Consider the following 17,748-nt stretch of genomic DNA (forward strand, 5'->3'; position numbering starts at 1 on the left):
TGTTGGATTGCGACTGGTCGGTTGCGACGTGTTCAGGCTGCTCCCGGGTGTTTGGAGGGGACTTGGAGCCGACTTGGAACCGTCCGCATACGATGTGCGGATCATGGTCTTCATCCGGGTGCTGGGCGCGTTCGCGACCGAGGTGAACGGTGAGTCCGTGCACCTGGGCGGGCCGCGGCAGCGGGGTGTGCTGGCCTTGCTGGTGGCGGCGCGTGGGCAGGTCGTGCCGGTCGACCGGATGATCGAGAATCTGTGGCGCGGGGAGCCGCCCGCGCGGGCGCTGATGTCCTTGCAGGCGTACGTGTCCAACCTGCGCCGGCTGCTGGAGCCCGGACGTCCGCCGCGCACGCCGGCCCGGCTGCTGGTGAGCGCGCCGCCCGGCTATGCGCTGCGGCTGCCGCCGGAGTCGGTGGACGCGTGGCGGTTCGAGGAGCTGCTCGACCAGGCCCGTACGGACAGCGACCCGCGCGTCGCCCGGGCTCGGCTCGCCGAGGCGCTCGGACTATGGCAGGGACCGGCGTTCGCCGAGGTCGCCGACGAGCCGTGGGCCGCCGCCGAGACGGCCCGGCTGAACGAGCTGCGCCTGGTCGCCACCGAACTGCACGTCGCGGCGGGTCTGCGCATCGGCGACCCCGCCGCGGTGGTTCCCGAGGCCGACCGGCTCACCCGCGACGAGCCCCTCCGCGAGGAAGGCTGGCGGCTGCACGCCCTGGCATTGTGGAGCAGCGGCCGCCAAGCCGACGCGCTGGCGACGCTCCGCCGCGCCCGCGGCATCTTCGCCGAGGAGCTCGGGCTCGACCCCGGCCCGGATCTGACGGCGTTGGAGGAGGCGATCCTCACCCAGCGCACGGACGTCATGCGCGAGACCGTGCCTCCGCCACCGCCGACCGTACCGCTGCCGCGGCCGGCTCCGATCATCGAGGCGCCGTTCGTCGGACGCCAGGCACAGCTGTCGGCACTGGTCACGGCCGCCGCCGAGGCCGCCGCCGACGGCGCCCGCATCGCCCTTGTCACCGGCGAGGCCGGGCTCGGCAAGTCGACGCTGCTGGAACACCTCGGCAGGCGGCTCGAACGTGACGGGTGGCTGGTCGCCGCCGGCCGCTGCCCCGAGGTCGACGGCGCGCCGCCCGCGTGGGCCTGGACTGAGGCGCTGGGAGCCGTCGCCGCGACCACGTCCCCGGGCGCGTTCGCGGACGACCTCGCGCCGCTGCTCACCGACACGGGACCGGCGGACGAGGACGCCACCGCGGGACGGTTCCGGCTGCGCCAGGCCGTGTGGAAGTGGCTGGCGGCGGTCGCCACGGAACGCCCGGTCGCCGTCGTGCTGGACGACCTGCACTGGGCGGACGCCGCCACGCTGGAGCTGCTCGGCGGCGGCCTCGGCATGCGGGCCCCGATCCTGGTCGTCGCCGCGTACCGCGCGGACGAGAGTGGGCACCTCACCGAGACACTCGCCTCCCTCGCGCGCGCCGCGCCCCGCCGCCTGGCGCTGCCGGGGCTGAACGGCGAGGCCGTCGCGGAGCTCGTACGGACCGAATGCGAGGCCGACGAGGAGACCATCGCGGGGATCGCCGAGCGCACCGGCGGCAACCCGTTCTACGTGCGCGAAAGCGCCCGGCTGCTGAACGGCGAAGGCGCGCTGGTCGCCCTCTCCGAGGTCCCCGAAGGCGTACGGGACGTCCTGCGCCGCCGGCTCGCACGGCTGCCCGAAGGCGGCGTGTCCATCCTCCGGCTCGCCGCTGTCGCGGGCCGGGAAAGCTCAGTGGACGTCCTGGTCAAGGCCGCCGACACCGACGAGGACGGCGTGCTGGACGCGCTGGACGCGGGCGTCATCGCCGGGCTCCTCGACGAGCCCGGCCCAGGCCACATCCGCTTCGTCCACGCCCTCGTCAGGGACACGCTCGTCGCCGACGTCAGCAGATTGCGTGCCACCCGGATGCACGCCCGGATCGCCGCCGCTCTGGAAGGCACCGACGACATCACGGCGCTGGCCCACCACTACGCGCGCGCCGGCTCACCGAAGGCCGTCGGCTACTGCGTCCAGGCCGCCGAGCTTGCCGAGGCGCGCTACGCCCACGACGTCGCAGCCGATCTCCTCACTGACGCGATCGCGAACTCCACCGTCCCACAGGAACGCGTCGACCTGCACGGCAGGCTGCTGCGGGCGCAGATCCGGGCCGGCGCCTTGGCCGCCGCCCGCCGGACCCGTCGGCAGGCCGTCGAGTACGCCGAGTCTCTAGGCCGCGAGGACCTGATGATCGCCGCATTCACCGCCTGGACCGAGCCGACGCCATGGCAGTCGCGCCCGTACGGCACGGTGGACCGGCCCATCGTCGACCGGCTGAGCCGCCTGCTCGAGCGTACCGACCTGGCTCCAGAGGTACGCAGCCGCCTGCTCACCGCCTACGCCGACGAACTGGCCGGCGAGGACGACCCCACCGTGTCGGCGGCGGCCCGCGAGGCGCTCGACCTCGCCACCGGGCCCCATCTGCGGGCGGCGGCGCTCGGAATCTTGGCCCGCGGCGTCGGTGGACCGTCCGGACGCGCCGAACTCTGCCGCGAACTGGTGGCGATCGGCGTGGAGCACGGCGTGCCCGCCTACCGCGTCACCGGCCTGCTCAACCATGCCTGTGCCGCCGCCGAGGCCAACGACCCGGCCACCATGCGCCGAGTGGCCACCGAGGCCCTCGACCACGCGCGCACGTACCTGATGCCCGAGGCGACAGGCGTCGCCGAAGTGGCACTGGCGACGCTGACCCTCATCGAGGGCCGGTTCGCCGACGCCGAACGGCTCTACACCCAGGCCGCCAACGGCATGCGGCGCGCCGGATCCCTGCACTCCTCCGGCTTCCTCGGCTTCGCGCTGGCCGCGACGTGGATGAACGACGGCACGCTCGGCGAGCACCTCGACGAGGTGCGCGCTCTCCACGAGGCGGCCGGCCCGATCGCCTCCGACCTGCTGGCCCTGGCCCTGCACGGCCACGGCCTGATCACCGAAGCGCGCCAGGTACGTACCGCCGCCCCGATCCGGCCCGACTACTTCTTCACCTTCCTCACGACCCTCCGCGCGATGGCCGCCATCGCCCTGGAAGACCGCGCCGCGGCCGAGGAGATCTACGCGACGCTGCTTCCTCACCGCGACGGCCCCCCGGCGGGCGCCACGAGCCTGTCGCTGGCGCTGCGCCCGGTCGCACACACCCTCGGCGAGCTGGCCGTCCTCCTCGACCGCGACCACCAGGCCGCCGCCCACTTCGCTCAGGCCGCCACCATCGCCGACCACTGGAACGCGCCCCACTGGGCCGCCGAGGCCCGGTCGCGAACGACCACCTAGCCTCTGCCTACGGCGCCGCACATCTGCAGCGTCCGGCGTCCAGATCAGGGTGTGAGGCCGAGCCGACGGAGTTGTGCCGGGCGGAGCGGCCGCCAGCCGGCGCCATCGAGTTTGGCGAGTTCGGCTTCGACGTTGATGACGCCGAAGAAGTTGATGTTGTCGCTGCGGTCCGGTGAGATGTGGGCCAGGACCTCGTCGGGCACTTCGCGACCCTGGGCGCGCAACTCCAGGACAGCGCGGGAGTAGTACTCGGTCGTCCAAGCCACCACGGCGTTGGCCAACACGGTCAGGCACCGGGCATGCTCGGTCTGCTGCTCCAGGTGCGGTTTGGTGATGGCGCCCTGCTGGGCGTAGTGCAGGTCACCACCAGCGCGTCGTTATCGTCGAGGCGGACCGTGCCGGTGTCGTCCGAAGGGGCGCCCGCCAGCGTCTGCTCCAACTCCTCCAGCGCGGCGTGCAACTCCTCCTTCCCCTGCGCCAGCGCGGCGGTGGGGAGGTGGGCTTGCCGACCAGCCGGCAGTAGTCGTCGCGGCGGGGCACCCACTGCGCGGGCGTGTACAGGTAGATGGCGGATCGGCGTACCGGCGCGACCCCGGCACCCACACATCCCCGAGACCTCGTCCAGCTGATCCACCGAAGCCTGAGCGACGAACCTCAAAGGATCGGGAACTTACGGTCCCCGCGCCGCTCCAGCCCTGGTTGGTAGAGCGGCGCGCCACCTGGGCCAGGAAGCGGCGCCGCTCGTTCGGCAGCATCGACAGATCCAGCAGGTGCGCGTCGATGTTGCGGGACCACGTCAGCTTCTCGATCGAGGTCTGCACCGCCGACGCCGACGCATCACGGGCCGCCGACCAACCCGAATTGACGATCAACCAGCCACAACGCTGGACCGTGATCCCTTTCTGGCGTATTCCGGCTGCCCCCGTACGGGGCCGGGCACGTCGGCGCCCTTTTGCCCGGCCGGCGAGGCGTTGACGCGCACGCCCGGGTGTTCACGAGTTCCTCCGATCAGGGACGCCTCGGCCCTTTTGCAGGTCGTTTCCCGTTAGGTGTGTGATCGTTCCCCGCCAGGCTGGGTCAGCTGCCTCGGAGGCCCCCTTCATCAAGGCGTCCGTATCTGTGGGCCGTGCGGCACTGACGTCAGACGTGGCTTGTCGGAAACGTACCGCTCCGTACCGAGCACCACGTAGATGTGGCTCTCCCGCGCGGCCTGGGCGATGCGCTCGTGCGCAGCTTCCAAGAAGTTGGCGCTCACGGCCTTACGCGATTGCGGCGGCCATGGGTAGCCCGGCACGTACGCTTCCGGGAAGCACACGATACGCGCGTCGGCAGCAGCAGCGGCTCTGACCGCGCGCTCGGCTCGCACCACGGAGTCTTCTGGATCCTCGGGAATTTCGAGGTTGGCAAGCGCGATGCGAAGTCTTGTCATGCGACTCATTGTGCGGCACAGCCCCGACACCCGTGGGGCGATCCGACTGCACTGCCCAGCAGCCGGGCCGTCGCCTTCGGTGAATTGTTCGCGCCACGATCGGCTCCGTCTTACCACACCACGCCGCTCCGGACCCGACGGGCTCAGTGCTTGGCATACGGGGCGATTCTCCTGTCGTGCCCTCTCAGGCTGACCCCGCAGAACGAGACGTCTCACCCCAGGCGGACAGAGAGGGGGCCGGCGGACGGGATGCGCTCGCGAGTCCCAGAGTTCAGAAACAGGCTCTGCCCCGGCACGGGCTCGATCCGTCGCAGCAGGCCCGCCAGGTGGAGTCATTTCTCACCTGCAAAATCGGGTCCCCCAGGCACCGGGTGGAACAGGCCGACGTACCGAACCGTGCACATCTGGAGCGCGAAGCCGAGCCGGTGATGCTCCGTCCGCCGCAGGGCGATCAGGTCGCGGTCCACGTCGTCCAGGAAGAAGAACCGCTCCGCTCCAACTCGGGCCTCGTCGGCTCCTCGGCGAACGTCCCGTACACCTCGGCCTGCTCATCGCTCAGAAATTCCACCGGCACGAGCCGGACCGTAGCCAGTCCCGGGCCGGGCCCGGAGGCGTTTCACCGAACCCCAGCGGCGACGTGGATCACTGTGCTGGACGGCCATGATCGTTCTCACCGATAACCCCTGTACCGATGTTCCCCGTGGCCGGAGGAGTCACGGCGCTTGCATGCCGCAAAGCGATGGCGCGCTCTGTGCCGGGCTTGCGGGATGCTATCGCAACCATTAGGTTGCCATCGAGATGGCAACTCAGGGTTGCGAAGGAGTGTGGGTGTGGTTTCGGACAGGATCGAACGTGAGAGGGTGCTGCGGCACCCCATTGAGCGGGTGTGGGCCGCGCTGACCACCGCCGAGGGGTTGTCGCATTGGTTCGGCTCGGTGGCTGAGATCGAGCTGCGGCCCGGCGGGCGAGCGTACTTCCGCTGGGAGGACCTCGACGAAGAATCCGTCGCCACGATCACGATCGTCGATCCACCACACCGTTTGGCGTTCAGATGGCCGATCGGAGGCCGGCCGCAGGACGACGCACCCCTGACGCTGGTGACGTTCACCCTGGAGCCCGTAGCGGGCGGGACCCGGCTGCGTCTGGTGGAGAGCGGGTTCACGCAGGCCGCCGACGACGCTGCCCGGTCCGCCCACAAGGCCAACAGCCAGGGATGGGACGCAGAGCTCGGGGACCTGGAGTCCTACCTCGATGCGACCGCCTGATCCGCAGGAGCAGGCCGTCGCGGTGTTCGCGGCGCTCACCGATCCGACCCGGCGGGCGCTGCTGGACGAGCTCGCCCGCGCCGGACCCGCAACAGTCACTGATCTGGCGCGGCGCCTGCCGATCAGCCGACAGGCAGTGGCCAAGCACCTCGATCAGCTCGCCGAGGCGGGCCTGATCAGCTGCGGTGAACCGGTCGGCCGCCGCCGCCCCTACCGGTTGGAACCGGCCCCCATCCGCGCGGCCCAGGTTTGGTTGGCCACGCTCGCCAACAGGTGGGATGACCGGCTGACCGCGCTGGAACGCGCACTGGACGCCACCGACACCCGACACCCGACCAAGGAGCCACCTAGCAATGACCCAGCCTGAGTTCACCGCCGGCCTGAACATCGCCATGAAGATCCCCAAGGCGCAGTACGAGGCCACCGTGGCCTTCTACCGCGACACCTTGGGCTTCGCCGTCGAGGAGGAGGACGTTTCCTACGCCCCGACCGTCTCACGAACTCATTCGGTGCAGTTCGGTCCTAACACGCTGTGGCTGGACTGCGTCGACAACTACAGCCGGCCCGACCTGTGGTTGCAACTCCACACCGATGACCTGGACGCGGCGGCGGCCACACTGGCCGGCGTCGGCATCCGCCCGTGTGACGAGGTCGAACCACTGCACCACCTCGAATCCAGAACCCACTGGATCAAGAACCCGGCCGGGGTCGTTCACCTGCTCGCAGAATCCGGCTGAGCTGCCCAGCCCTTTGCGCGTCCTTCCGAACCCCTGCACTACCCGGAGGACATGAACGGAGCCAGAGCCGGCGCGTGCGCCAGTACTGTGGCTTCGCATGACCGAATCCGCGATCGAGATCACCGCAGACCTGGTCCATGACCTGCTGCAGGAGCAGCATCCGGACCTTGCGGGGCTGGCCATCCGCGAAGTAGTGGGCGGGTGGGACAACCAGCAGTGGCGTCTCGGGGACGAGTTGGCTGTGCGTATGCCGCGTACGGAGCGTGCGCCGGATCTCCAGCGCAAGGAGTGCCGGTGGCTGCCCGTCCTGGCCCCGCGCCTGCCGCTCCCGATCCCGAACCCGGTACGGATCGGCGCACCGTCCACACGCTTCCCGAAGCCTTGGACCATCATGACGTGGGTCCCCGGCGAGCCACTGGACCAGACCTCGATCAGCCGCGGCGACCACGCGGCCGACGCTCTGGCCGGCTTCCTCAGAGCACTCCACGTGGAGGCACCCGCCGAGGCGCCGATCGGTTCGGACCGCGGCGCTCACCCCGGATCCTCATGCTGATGGGCCAGAACGGAGACCGGGGCCTTCCTGGCGGCAAGCCGACATGGGGACCCGCAGGCCGGGCAGCGCTCGATCGTGTTCTGCGATGCGGCCCGATGTAGGCACGGGAGCGGAGCGACGATTCTCACAGGTAGCGGCTGGAGTTGACCGGGATGCGGTCGCCTGGCTCGTCTACGCTTGCGGCGCCGGCATTGGTATGCGCGGTTGAAGAGATGGGGAGGCCGATGAGGTCCGGGGCGGGTCGTGGCCCGTATGCCAAGTCGGCCGCCATACGGCGCCGGGTGGTGGAGTCTTGCGTGGACGCCTTCGCCCGGACCGGTTTCTACGGCGCGACGATGAAGGACATCGCCGGGCGTGCCGGGATCAGCTACACCGGGTTGCTGCATCATTTTCCGCGCAAGGAGGATCTGCTCCTTGCGGTGCTGGAGCTCCGCAGCGAGCAGAGCGCCCGGCTGATGGAGGCGGCCGACGCCCGCGATCCCGCGGGGCATCCGCTGAAGGCACTGCGCGGCATGCTCGCGGTGGCCGCCGACAACGCGCTGAGCCCGGGGCTGCTGGAGTTGCACTGTGTCATCGCCGGGGAGGCCACCTCACCGGAGCATCCCGCCCACTCCTACTACACCGGCCGCTACCGCCAGCTCCGCCAGTTCTTCACCACGGTCTTCAGTGCACTGGCCGAGCAGGGGCAACTGCGTTCCGATATCGCTCCGGCGACGTTGGCGACGATGACGATCGCACTACTCAACGGCCTGCAGACCCAGTCGCTTCACGACCGCGACACCCTCGATGTCGAGGGCTCCATGCGCGCCTTCCTGGTCGGTCTGGTGCCCGCTCTGGGTGAGTGAGGCGGGACGGCCTCCACTCCGGTTTCTGTCCTCCGTCCGCGCCCTGGAGGGGCGCCTGACGACGCCGTCAGCGCATGTAAATATAACTTGCGCCAGTTGAGAATGTAATTCTTGACATAGGAAAATCGTACTGCAACCCTACTTTTGCTCGCGGTGGTGCGAGTCACAGCACGAGTGAAGGGGTGTGGTGCCATGCCGAACCTGACGATGCCGGAGCCGAGAGCAGGGCGGCGAATCGCCCGGTGGCGCGCGGTGGGGGCGCTCACGATCGCCGTCATGGCGGCCGGCACCGCCCTGGCGGGCGTCGAGCCCACCGCCAGGGCGGCCAATCCCCCGGCCACGTCCGCCACGTCACCGGCGAGGGTGACGGTCGACTTCGGGGCCGAGCAGGGTCGGCTGCCGCGCCCGGAGCGGCACAACAACTTCGGCAACATCACCGCATGGCCCGGGCAACGCGCCCAGGATGCCGCGTTCCTCAACGAGCAGGGCCTGCACGGCGACATCTACCGCGTCTGGCTCAGCAGCCCCAACGCGCCCGACGAGGACGACATCTTCAACCAGTGCGACCTGGTCACCCGCAAATGCGACTTCTCCAGGCTGGACGCCTACCTCACCGAGGCCGGCACCGTGTCCGACTCGGTGCTGGTGAACCTCAACCCCATGGACTTCATCGAGGGCAAGCGGCCGATCAAGGACCTCAAGCCGCTGGTGGAGCTGATACTGCACAGGCTGAAGGAGCAGTACCCCCAGGTCGACTACGTCGAGGTGTTCAACGAATCGGACTGGAACTACCACGGGGTGCAGCGCCGGCAAGGACGCCCGGCGGACCAGACCACCCTGCGGCCCGACGGTCTCTACCGCTTCTACGCGCCCTTCTACGAGGCCGTCAACGAGGTCAACAAGCACGTGCGCCGCGCAGACCGGATCCGGGTGGGCGGCCCGGCACTGATGTACATGGACCCCAAGTGGCTCAAGCCGTTCCTGGACGGCTACGCCGCCGACCGCAACCCCCGCAAGCGCCTGGACTTCCTCTCCTACCACGCGTACCTGAAGTGGGACGACGACTACCAGAAGCCGACGCTGTACAACCAGGATCTGCGCGTGGTCGCCTCGGAACGGGCCACCATCCGGTCGTGGCTGAAGGAACGTCGCATCCGCACCGGCACCCCGGCCTTCATCACCGAGACCGGCATCTACCCCGGTCCCGCGTTCGACGATCCCGACCCCAAGAACGACTACATCCGGCAGGCGGCCGGGCTGGCCACCTACAGCTACCTGTACGCCAACCAGCCCGACACCTACATGTTCAACTGGTGCATCCGGCACCGCGTCGAGGAACGCAAGGACCAACTGGTGACCCGCACCCCGAACGGGCCGCTCACCGACACCCTCAGCCCTTACGGAAACATGCTGCTGATGCAGTCCAAGATGAAGGACACGCGAGTGTCCGCCATCGCCCATGGCCACCGCCAAGACGACAACGGCGTCTACGCCATCGCGTCCAAGGACAGGACCGGCGCGTCACTGATGGTCTGGAACTGGCAGCACACCAACGCCACCGGCCACCGGGCGGGCATCGACATGTCCCGGCTGCCGGCCAACCTCAAGCGCGGCCCGGTCCGCCAGCGCACGTTCAGGATCGACCAGACGACCAGCAACTACTTCGCCGACCCGGCGACCGCCGACCTCCAGCAGGTGGACCAGAAGATCATCTACCCCGGCAAGACCCACACCCACCGCATCGACCTCTCCCCCAACGCGATCTACCTGATCACCCTCGAACCCGCACGATAAGCACCGCAAGCCGATCTGCCCCGAGGTGAGGGCGCCACCGGGGACCGCGACAGACCCTCCGCCGGACCGGACGGTGCCCCAAGCGGTGCCCCAAGCACCGTCCGGTCCGGCCGCCCCCTGGCGCCTCCTCCGGTCGGCGGCAATCACCCCGTCCCTCGGCGGCTCGCGGTTAAGCATGCGGCGTCCAGGGTGAACAGCGAGTCCCGCAACGTGCCGGGCACGATCAGGCCGCCGATGCCCATCACCTGGTCGTTGACCCAGGCCCCACACGGACCGCCGGCCGGGCAGAGCCGCGACCGGCGCGCGAACGGCATCACATGAACAATGCTCGGTTCAGGCGGACGCCGTATTCCTCATCCGGGTTCGTTGTGGCGTCCCCGACCCTTTCCTGGATGGCGGCCACCGCCAGGTCGCGTCGCTTCGGCAAGCGTGCCGCGTCCGCTGCCGCCAGCGCGGCCGGCAGCTCCTGGCGGGTGAGATCTGTGCAATAGCAGGGCGCGCCAGGCTGCTGCCGCCACGATTCGGCCAGCGTCCCGGCGTCGAATGCGTCGAACCCGGTGTCGTCGACCAGATCCATTCCGATCTGGCGGTCGTTGGCGTTGTCGGCCGCGACGGGGAGAGCGATGCGGTCGGGGCTTCCCGCAGGCTTCCCCTTCGTCGCGAACGAGCCGGAACCGATCGAGTTCCATGCCTTGACGATCGGTCTCTCCAACCGCTGGGCGACCCACAGGCTCTCGACCTGACCGGCTTCGATGTCCTCGATCCGGTCGTCTCGCGCCGGATAGTAGTTGGAGGTGTCGATGACGACCGTGCCCGGCGGCACGCCGGCGATCAGCGGTGCGACCTGCGGGATGCGGATGAGGGGGATGGACAGGATCACCACGTCGACGTCCACCACGGCTTCCGCCGCGGTGACCGCGCGTCCACCCGAGGCCAGTGTGTCGGACTCGATCGTTTCGGGGCCGCGCGAGTTGGCCACCTTCACCTCGTGCCCAGCCTCGCTCAACCGGCGGGTCAAGGTTTTGCCGATATGTCCAACACCGATGATGCCGATCTTCATATTGAATGACTCCTTGCTTTCACTACGGCGGGTCCATGCCCGGCCGGATGCTCCGGGACAATGCCCGGCAACTGATACGGGAAAACGGTTCAGGGCAGGGCCCCGCGGGCTTCAACCAGGCACCGGACGGATATCGGCCGTAGGCACCGGGTCGGGAAACACCCCCGGCCCTAACGCCGAAAGCACACGATGTCGGCGAGGAAGCCGGAACTGTTCGGCGCAACGGTTCCTCTCTCGGGTGCAGTCGGGTCACGCGTCCACGGCAAGACAACGTCCTGGTGGTTCGTGCCTGCCGCGCCGCTACCCTAAGACCTGACATCGGTGTGAGAGGCAAATCGGGACGGAGGGCGCCGTGCGGATCGGCGATCTGGCCAAGCGGACCGGGGCCAGCGTGCGTTCCCTGCGCTACTACGAGCAGCAGGGCATGCTCACCAGCCGGCGCAGCGCCAGCGAGCAGCGCCACTACGGCGAGGACGCCGTGGTCCGCGTACTGCTGATCAAGCAGTTCTTCGCCGTCGGGATGAGCGGCAAGAGCATCGCCGCACTGCTGCCGTACATCAAGGACACCGGGGAACGCTGCCCACCGGCCGTCCTGCGCCAACTCACCGACGAGCTCGGCCGCATCGACGCCCAGGCCGAGGAACTCGCTCGCGCACGCCGGACCCTGGAAGGCATGGTCAAGGCCACCCGGGAGGCCATGCGCGGCGCCTGAACACCACTTGACCGGCATCCCTCGGATCCGCGGACTCACCAGTTCGAGGTCATCTTGGAGATGAGATGAACTGGGAGCCGCAGTCGGTGGAGGCCGTTCAGCTACGTGCTGAGTGCCCTACCGAGGTTCAGTGATCGGCACCAGCTGTGCGGGGACATGCTTGTGCCAGGGCGTTCCCGCGTAGGCGTCGCGGTCCTGGCTCGAGGTGAGCTCGTTGGGCGCGACCCCGGTGACGACCCGGCCGGTTTCGGGGTCCAGATGGTCGACGCCGAACCCGTTGGGCAGCGAGATGTGCCCGGGACGCATCCGGTCGGTCAGTTCCACGACGACCTCGACGCCGCCGCGGCGGGTGGTCAGCATCGCCCGGTCGCCGGTGGTCAGTCCCAGCCGTTCGGCGTCGGAGATCCCGATCCGCAGCGCACCGCCGACGTCGCGTCTGCGCCAGTCGGGATCCCGGATGATCGTGTTGGCGGTGAAGGCGCGCCGTTCGCCGGCCGACAGCACGAACGGCCATTCCCGGGCGCCGGCGGGTTCGGGACGGTCGGCGAGTGCGGTCACCTCGGCGAGGAGTTCGGGGATGTGGAGCTGGATGCGCCGGCCCTTCAAGCGCCGCCAGGTCTCCTCCTGCACGTCGTCGGTGGTCACCAGGCCGTGCGGGCTGGAGAGGATCGCGTCGAAGAGCCGCTCACCGGCCTCCGGGCCCTCGCCGTAGCCGGCCCGTTTCACTCCCGCGGGGTTCTCCTGGACGAAGCCGTGCGCCGCGCCCCACAGCACCGCCGCGGCCGCGGCACCGTCGGGCAGGGTGGGCCCGAGCGTCCGGTAGAGCAGGACCGGAGCCAGCCGGGCGAGCCGCGGCTGCGAGCCGAGCAGGTTCAGGAACGCCTCGGCGAACGCCGCACGGCCCTGGGCGGCCGCTTCCCGGAGCGGATCGACGACCTCGGCGGTCAGCGCGCCCGAGGCCTCCACCAGCCGGGCGTGGATCTCCGGCTCGGGCAGTGGTCCCTGCGGTGCGTCCACGACCGGTGGCCGGAGGTGGAAGATGTTGCGCGGGAAGTCGAAGGTGAAGAACGTCGCCTCCCACTTCTCGTACTGGGTCGGCGCGGGCAGCACGTAGTCCGCGAGCCGCGCGGTCTCGGTCATCGCGACGTCGATGACGACCAGCAGGTCCAGGGCCTGCAGCGCGGCACGCATGGCCGCGGAGTCGGCCAGCGAGTGCGCCGGGTTCGCGCTCTCCACGAGCATCGCCCGGTAGCGGGCCGGATGGTCGGTGAGGATCTCCTCGGCGATCACGTTGCAGGGCACCAGGCCGCTGATGATCTTCGCTCCGGCGACCGGGCTGACCGGCCCCTCGCCGACCCGGTGCCCGCGGTCGCGGGCGATCGGGGCCAGGTTGGAGAAGGCGTACTGCGCGCCCTGCTTGGCGAGGTTTCCGGTGAGCAGCCAGAGCAGCCGCTGGAGGTAGGAGACCACGGTGGAGTCGCGGTTCATCTGCACGCCCAGGTCCTCGGTGACGGCCACCGAGGACGCCGAGCCGATCCGGCGCGAGGCCGCCCTGACCAGGTCCTCCTCGACACCGGCCAGCGCGCAGTACCGGCTCACCGGCACCGCCGCCAGCGCCTCCTGGACCTCGGCCAGCCCGTCGGCGTGCTCGGCCAGCCAGTCCTCATCGATCAGCTTCTCCTGGACGAGCACGGCGGCCATCGCGGTCAGCAGATGGACATCGGTCCCGGGCCTGACCTGCAGGTGGAAGTCGGCCAGCTCGGCGGTCTCGGTCCGGACCGGGTCGATGACGATCATCGATCTGGCCGGGTCCCTGCCGATCTGCTTGAGCACCGTGCGGGCCCGGGGAAATCCATGGGATTGGTACGGGTTCTTGCCGACGAACACCGCGACCTCGCAGTGCTCGATGTCGGAGCGGGTCGGCGCGCCGAGCATCCGGGCGCTCACCCAGAACTCGCCGGTCTTCTCCTGCGCGAGGGCGCTGGAGCGGTACCTGGCCCCGTAGGCCTTCATCGTCGCGGTGGCGTAGGCGCCGCCCAGGTGGTTGCCCTGCCCGCCGCCCCCGTAGTAGAAGATCGACTCTCCGGGCAGCGCGCCGAGCCGGGCGGCCACCTCGCCGATCGCGGTCTCCCAGGAGATCTCCTCGAAGGTCCCGTCGGGCCGCTTGCGCAGGGGCCGGGTCAGGCGCTCGGCCCGCCCGTTCTGGTAGCGGTCGAGCCGCAGCGCCTTGTTGCAGGTGTAGCCCTGGGACGCCGGGTGCAGCCTGTCGCCGCGGATCTTGTCGAACGACCCGGACGGACCGACCGAGATCTCGACACCGCAGTTGCATTCGCACAGGATGCAGGCGCTCGGCCGCCACTCGTCCACGATCAACTCCCTCGGCGATCAGTTGGTTCCTTTTCGGAACTTAGTGAGTTCCGGAACGGAACGCAATAGACTCCCGGCATGCGCTGGAAGGACATCGGTGATGTCGACTGCTCGATCGCCCGGACCCTGTCGGTGATCGGTGACCGCTGGACCATGCTCGTGCTGCGCGACGCCTTCCTGGGGGTCCGGCGTTTCGACGACTTCCAGAACGACCTCGGGGTCTCCCGGCATCTGCTGGCCGACCGCCTGGGCACCCTCGTCGAGCACGGGATCCTCGAGCGGCGCCCCTACAGCGAGCGGCCGCCCCGGCACGAGTACAGGCTGACCGACAAGGGCCTCGACCTCTATCCGGTGATCGTCTCGATCGCCGGCTGGGGCGACCGGTGGATGGCCGGCGCGGACGGCCCGCCGGTCGCACTGCGCCACCGGACCTGCGGCGAGATCATCGCCCCGGCCCTGACCTGCCCCTGCTGCGGCGAACGGATCGACCCCCGGCAGATGACCCCGGTCGGCCGGGCGGTCCCTTCCTGAGGGCCTCCGCACAACGGCACGGAATGGTGGGGGGCACGGGTCCTCGCTGACGGCGGCTTGGCGGCAGAGGCGGCCGGTTCCGGAACGCGCGATGCGTTGACGGCCGGTTCACTTCGGGTTTTCTTCTCCGTGGGGCGCGGTGAACGAGCGGATCGCGCGCGCGGCGCGTTCCACGGTCGCGTTCAGGTGCTCGGCCACCTCGGGCGGGTCGAGCAGCGTGTAGTCGACCGGCAGGAGTGTGATGCGGTAGGCCAGGTAGCCCGGGGCGTCGGCGTACGTGCGGAGGAGACACGATCGGTCGTCGACCGGTTCCAGGGAGCCCTGCCAGGGCGGGACGTTCTCCGCCGCCCATGCGATGGGGGCGTGCAGGAGCAGCCTGGCCCGGACGCTGCCGGTACGGCCCGACAGCGAGTTCATCACCCAGGTCGCGGCGTCCACTCCCCCGGGCAGTTCGCGGGCGGGAACGCGGACACCCGTGCGGTGGACCTCGTTCATCCTGTCCACCCGGAAGATGCGCCACCCGGCCTTGTGCTCGTCGTATGCCACCAGGTACCAGCGGCGCCCTTCGGGTACGAGGCGATGCGGTTCCACCAGGCGCCGGCTGGTCTCGCCGTCCCGTTTGGTGTGGGCGAAGCGGACCTTCTCGTGGGCCACGCAGGCGGCGGCCAGCGAGGCAAGGGTTTCGGCGTCGGCGGCCGGGCCGCCCCCGGGCGGCAGGGTCGCGGCCGCCTCCGAGAGCACCTTCAGCCGGTGGCGCAGCCGTAGGGGCAGGACCTGCTCCAGCTTGGCGAGGGCACGCAACGAGCTGTCCTCGATGCCGGTGGTGGCCACGGTGGCGGCGGTACGGAGCCCGATCGCGATGGCGATGGCCTCGTCGTCGTCCAGCAGCAGCGGCGGCATGGCGGCACCGGAGGTGAGCCGGTAGCCCCCGGTGTTGCCCTGGGTGGCGTGTACGGGGTAGCCGAGTTCGCGCAGGCGGTCGATGTCGCGCCGGATCGTCCGGGGCGTGACGTCCAGGCGGCCGGCGAGCTCGCGGCCCGACCACTCGCGGGGGGATTGCAGCAGGGACAGCAGGGACAGCAGCCGGCCGGAGGGATCGCGCATGGATCCATTCTCCCTGCCAATAGGACGTTCGCTGACCTATTGGCCTTCTATCGTCGTAGATGTCGGGCACTACGAAGGGAACACACCATGTTGCGAGGATTCGCCACCATCAGCTACTGGGCGGACGATCTCGAGGCGGCGAAGGACTGGTACGCCGAGCTCCTGGGCGCCGAGCCGTACTTCAGCGTCCCCATGCCGGACGGCCGGGTCGGGTACTACGAGTTCCGGATCGGGGACCACCAGGCCGAGCTCGGCCTGATCGACAGCGGCTTCGCTCCCGCCGGCGCGGGGGCCGGGCCGGGCGGGGTCATCATGTACTGGCACGTGGACGACGTGGCGGCGAGCCTGGACAGGCTGCTGTCGCTGGGCGCGAAGGAGCAGGAGGGGGTCAAGGAGCGCGGCGAGGGGACGGGGTTCGTCACGGCCAGCGTCATCGACCCGTTCGGCAACATTTTGGGGATCATGTACAACCCGCACTACCTGGAGATCCTGGAGAAGCGCGCTCAGGCGTCCTGACCGGGCAGGTCGCGGAGGGCGGCGCCGATGATCCCGACGCCCTCCGCGATGGCGGCCGGCGTGGCCGCGGCGTACCCGAGGACCAGGCCGGGACGGCCGGGGCGCTGGCGGTGCCACGACAGCGGGTGCACCTTCACGCCGCGGGCGAGGGCGGCCGCGGCCAGGCCGGTCTCCGGTACCGCGCCGTCGAACGTGATCGTCAGGTGCAGGCCGGCGGCGGCGCCGTGCACGGTCGCGGCCGGCAGCCGCGCGCGGATGGCGGCGATCATGGCGTCCCTGCGGCGGCGGTGCCGGCGGCGCAGCAGCCGCAGCCGGCGTTCCAGCTCGCCCGATTCCATCAGGCGGGCGAGCACCAGCTGCGGCAGCGCGGCGTTGCCGAGGTCGGCGAACCGCTTGGCGTCCACGAGGGCGTCCCGGTACGGCGGCGGCGCGATGACCCAGCCGATGCGCAGTGCGGGGGCCAGCAGCTTGGACACGCTGCCTGCGTAGAAGACGCGTTCGGCGAGCATCGAGCGCAGCGCGGGGACCGGCGGCCGGTCGTAGCGGTGCTCGGCGTCGTAGTCGTCCTCGATGATCAGCCCGCCGCCTCCCGCCCAGCGCATCAGGTCGCGGCGCCGCTCGCCGCCCAGCACCACGCCGGTCGGGAACTGGTGCGCGGGGGTCAGCAGGACGGCCGGGGCGCCTGAGTCGCGCAGCTCGGCGACCTGGATCCCGTCGGCGTCGACCGGGATGGGCGGGGTCCGCATGCCCCAGTGGTTCAGGTGCTGGCGGGTACCGAGCGAGCCCGGGTCCTCGACGGCGACCGCGCCGATCCCGTCGCGGCCGAGCACCCGGGCGAGCAGGCCGAGCGCCTGGGCCGTACCGGCGACGATGACGACCTCGCCCGGGTCCACCCGGATCCCCCGGTTGCGGGCCAGCCAGCCGGCGACGGCCTGGCGCAGCGCGGCGGTACCGCGCGGGTCCCCGTACCCGAGGCCGGACGCCTCGAGCCCCGCGAGGACGGCGCGTTCGGCGCGCAGCCACGCGGCGCGGGGGAACGCGGCCAGGTCGGGCAGGCCGGGTGACAGGTCGATCCGGGCCGTGGCCGAACGCAGGGCGTCGAACACGTCCGCGCCGGGGCCGGTGTCGAACGGGCCGTTCAAGGGCTGCTGGACGGGCCGCGCGGCCGGCGGGGTGACCGGGGCCGCGACGATGATCGTCCCCTGGCGTCCCCGTCCGGTGGCGTGGCCGTCCTCGATCAGGCGCTGGTACGACTCGGTGACGACACCGCGCGAGACCCGCAGCTCCGCCGCCAGGACCCGGGTGGCGGGCAGCCGGCTGCCCACCGGCAGCCGGCCGTCGGAGATCGCCTGCCGCAGCCGTCCGGCCAGCCAGTCCGACAGCCCGCCCGGCGGCGCCTCGCCGGCGTTCAGCTGGAGGAAGTCGGAACCGGCGACTATGGATCGGTCGGACAGCCCGCCTTTGGACCTGTTCACGGGGTCCATTGTGGCGCCACGGTGAAGGC

Annotated in this window: 18 protein-coding genes; 10 read left to right on the top strand and 8 right to left on the bottom strand. The window is 70.4% G+C overall.

Features of this window, described 5'->3' with window-relative positions:
• The first annotated feature begins 73 nt into the window (after positions 1-73).
• Entirely contained in the window at positions 74-3,331 is a 3,258-nt protein-coding gene (locus tag ACH34Q_RS16020; RefSeq protein ID WP_395983728.1) for a BTAD domain-containing putative transcriptional regulator, read from the top strand.
• A 44-nt stretch (positions 3,332-3,375) separates the two neighbouring features.
• Here ACH34Q_RS16020 and ACH34Q_RS16025 read toward each other — a convergent pair whose 3' ends face one another.
• The 4 genes from ACH34Q_RS16025 to ACH34Q_RS16040 all read right to left on the bottom strand — a co-directional run bounded on the left by ACH34Q_RS16025 (position 3,376) and on the right by ACH34Q_RS16040 (position 5,334).
• Positions 3,376-3,690: a Tn3 family transposase gene (locus ACH34Q_RS16025; RefSeq protein WP_395983998.1), complete on the bottom strand. Its 315-nt coding sequence runs from the start codon at positions 3,688-3,690 to the stop codon at positions 3,376-3,378.
• Positions 3,691-4,433: 743 nt separating this feature from the next.
• A complete protein-coding gene (locus ACH34Q_RS16030; RefSeq protein ID WP_395983729.1) occupies positions 4,434-4,760 on the bottom strand; it encodes a nitrilase-related carbon-nitrogen hydrolase in 327 nt (108 codons plus the stop codon).
• A gap of 332 nt (positions 4,761-5,092) precedes the next feature.
• Positions 5,093-5,227 carry a DUF4158 domain-containing protein gene (locus ACH34Q_RS16035; protein ID WP_395983730.1) on the bottom strand — a complete coding sequence of 45 codons (135 nt, stop codon included), beginning with the start codon at positions 5,225-5,227 and terminating at the stop codon, positions 5,093-5,095.
• Positions 5,212-5,334, bottom strand: a complete 123-nt coding sequence (locus ACH34Q_RS16040; protein ID WP_395983731.1) for a hypothetical protein — start codon at positions 5,332-5,334, stop codon at positions 5,212-5,214. The genes ACH34Q_RS16035 and ACH34Q_RS16040 overlap by 16 nt, the downstream gene beginning before the upstream one ends.
• Before the next feature lie 256 nt (positions 5,335-5,590).
• On the opposite strand from ACH34Q_RS16040, the gene ACH34Q_RS16045 reads away from it, so the two are divergent.
• From ACH34Q_RS16045 to ACH34Q_RS16070, 6 genes are all read left to right on the top strand, one after another.
• Complete coding sequence (locus ACH34Q_RS16045; protein ID WP_395983732.1) at positions 5,591-6,025, top strand: SRPBCC domain-containing protein; 435 nt, start codon at positions 5,591-5,593, stop codon at positions 6,023-6,025.
• Positions 6,012-6,392, top strand: a complete 381-nt coding sequence (locus ACH34Q_RS16050) for an ArsR/SmtB family transcription factor (RefSeq protein WP_395983733.1) — start codon at positions 6,012-6,014, stop codon at positions 6,390-6,392. Before ACH34Q_RS16045 ends, ACH34Q_RS16050 begins: the two co-directional genes overlap by 14 nt.
• Positions 6,379-6,762 (top strand): VOC family protein, encoded by a 384-nt coding sequence (locus ACH34Q_RS16055; RefSeq protein ID WP_395983734.1) that lies wholly within the window; start codon positions 6,379-6,381, stop codon positions 6,760-6,762. Before ACH34Q_RS16050 ends, ACH34Q_RS16055 begins: the two co-directional genes overlap by 14 nt.
• A 97-nt stretch (positions 6,763-6,859) precedes the next feature.
• Positions 6,860-7,315, top strand: coding sequence for a phosphotransferase (locus ACH34Q_RS16060; RefSeq protein ID WP_395983735.1), 456 nt, complete (start codon positions 6,860-6,862; stop codon positions 7,313-7,315).
• A 296-nt stretch (positions 7,316-7,611) separates the two neighbouring features.
• Positions 7,612-8,160 carry a TetR/AcrR family transcriptional regulator gene (locus ACH34Q_RS16065; RefSeq protein WP_395983736.1) on the top strand — a complete coding sequence of 183 codons (549 nt, stop codon included), beginning with the start codon at positions 7,612-7,614 and terminating at the stop codon, positions 8,158-8,160.
• A gap of 192 nt (positions 8,161-8,352) precedes the next feature.
• On the top strand, positions 8,353-9,954 hold the full coding sequence (locus tag ACH34Q_RS16070; RefSeq protein ID WP_395983737.1) for a hypothetical protein: 1,602 nt from the start codon (positions 8,353-8,355) through the stop codon (positions 9,952-9,954).
• Between the two features lie 313 nt (positions 9,955-10,267).
• Here ACH34Q_RS16070 and ACH34Q_RS16075 read toward each other — a convergent pair whose 3' ends face one another.
• Positions 10,268-11,107 carry an NADPH-dependent F420 reductase gene (locus ACH34Q_RS16075; RefSeq protein WP_395983999.1) on the bottom strand — a complete coding sequence of 280 codons (840 nt, stop codon included), beginning with the start codon at positions 11,105-11,107 and terminating at the stop codon, positions 10,268-10,270.
• A 259-nt stretch (positions 11,108-11,366) separates the two neighbouring features.
• Between ACH34Q_RS16075 and ACH34Q_RS16080 the strand changes: the two genes are divergently transcribed.
• Positions 11,367-11,726 carry a MerR family transcriptional regulator gene (locus tag ACH34Q_RS16080; RefSeq protein WP_395983738.1) on the top strand — a complete coding sequence of 120 codons (360 nt, stop codon included), beginning with the start codon at positions 11,367-11,369 and terminating at the stop codon, positions 11,724-11,726.
• Positions 11,727-11,843: 117 nt separating this feature from the next.
• Here the strand turns inward: ACH34Q_RS16080 and ACH34Q_RS16085 are convergent, their stop codons facing one another.
• A complete protein-coding gene (locus ACH34Q_RS16085) occupies positions 11,844-14,093 on the bottom strand; it encodes a molybdopterin-dependent oxidoreductase (protein WP_395983739.1) in 2,250 nt (749 codons plus the stop codon).
• Between the two features lie 78 nt (positions 14,094-14,171).
• Between ACH34Q_RS16085 and ACH34Q_RS16090 the strand changes: the two genes are divergently transcribed.
• The gene (locus ACH34Q_RS16090; RefSeq protein WP_395983740.1) at positions 14,172-14,624 is read left to right on the top strand and encodes a winged helix-turn-helix transcriptional regulator; all 453 of its coding nucleotides are present in this window, start codon (positions 14,172-14,174) and stop codon (positions 14,622-14,624) included.
• Positions 14,625-14,732: 108 nt separating this feature from the next.
• Here the strand turns inward: ACH34Q_RS16090 and ACH34Q_RS16095 are convergent, their stop codons facing one another.
• Positions 14,733-15,728, bottom strand: a complete 996-nt coding sequence (locus tag ACH34Q_RS16095; RefSeq protein ID WP_395983741.1) for a helix-turn-helix transcriptional regulator — start codon at positions 15,726-15,728, stop codon at positions 14,733-14,735.
• An 87-nt stretch (positions 15,729-15,815) separates the two neighbouring features.
• Here ACH34Q_RS16095 and ACH34Q_RS16100 point away from each other — a divergent pair, with 87 nt between their 5' ends.
• Complete coding sequence (locus tag ACH34Q_RS16100) at positions 15,816-16,244, top strand: VOC family protein (protein WP_395983742.1); 429 nt, start codon at positions 15,816-15,818, stop codon at positions 16,242-16,244.
• Here ACH34Q_RS16100 and ACH34Q_RS16105 read toward each other — a convergent pair.
• The gene (locus tag ACH34Q_RS16105) at positions 16,232-17,719 is read right to left on the bottom strand and encodes a PLP-dependent aminotransferase family protein (RefSeq protein ID WP_395983743.1); all 1,488 of its coding nucleotides are present in this window, start codon (positions 17,717-17,719) and stop codon (positions 16,232-16,234) included. The genes ACH34Q_RS16100 and ACH34Q_RS16105 overlap by 13 nt on opposite strands.
• Between the last annotated feature and the right edge of the window lie 29 nt (positions 17,720-17,748).

The sequence above is a fragment of the Actinomadura sp. 9N407 genome (assembly GCF_044326315.1).
Classification (GTDB): Bacteria; Actinomycetota; Actinomycetes; order Streptosporangiales; family Streptosporangiaceae; genus Spirillospora.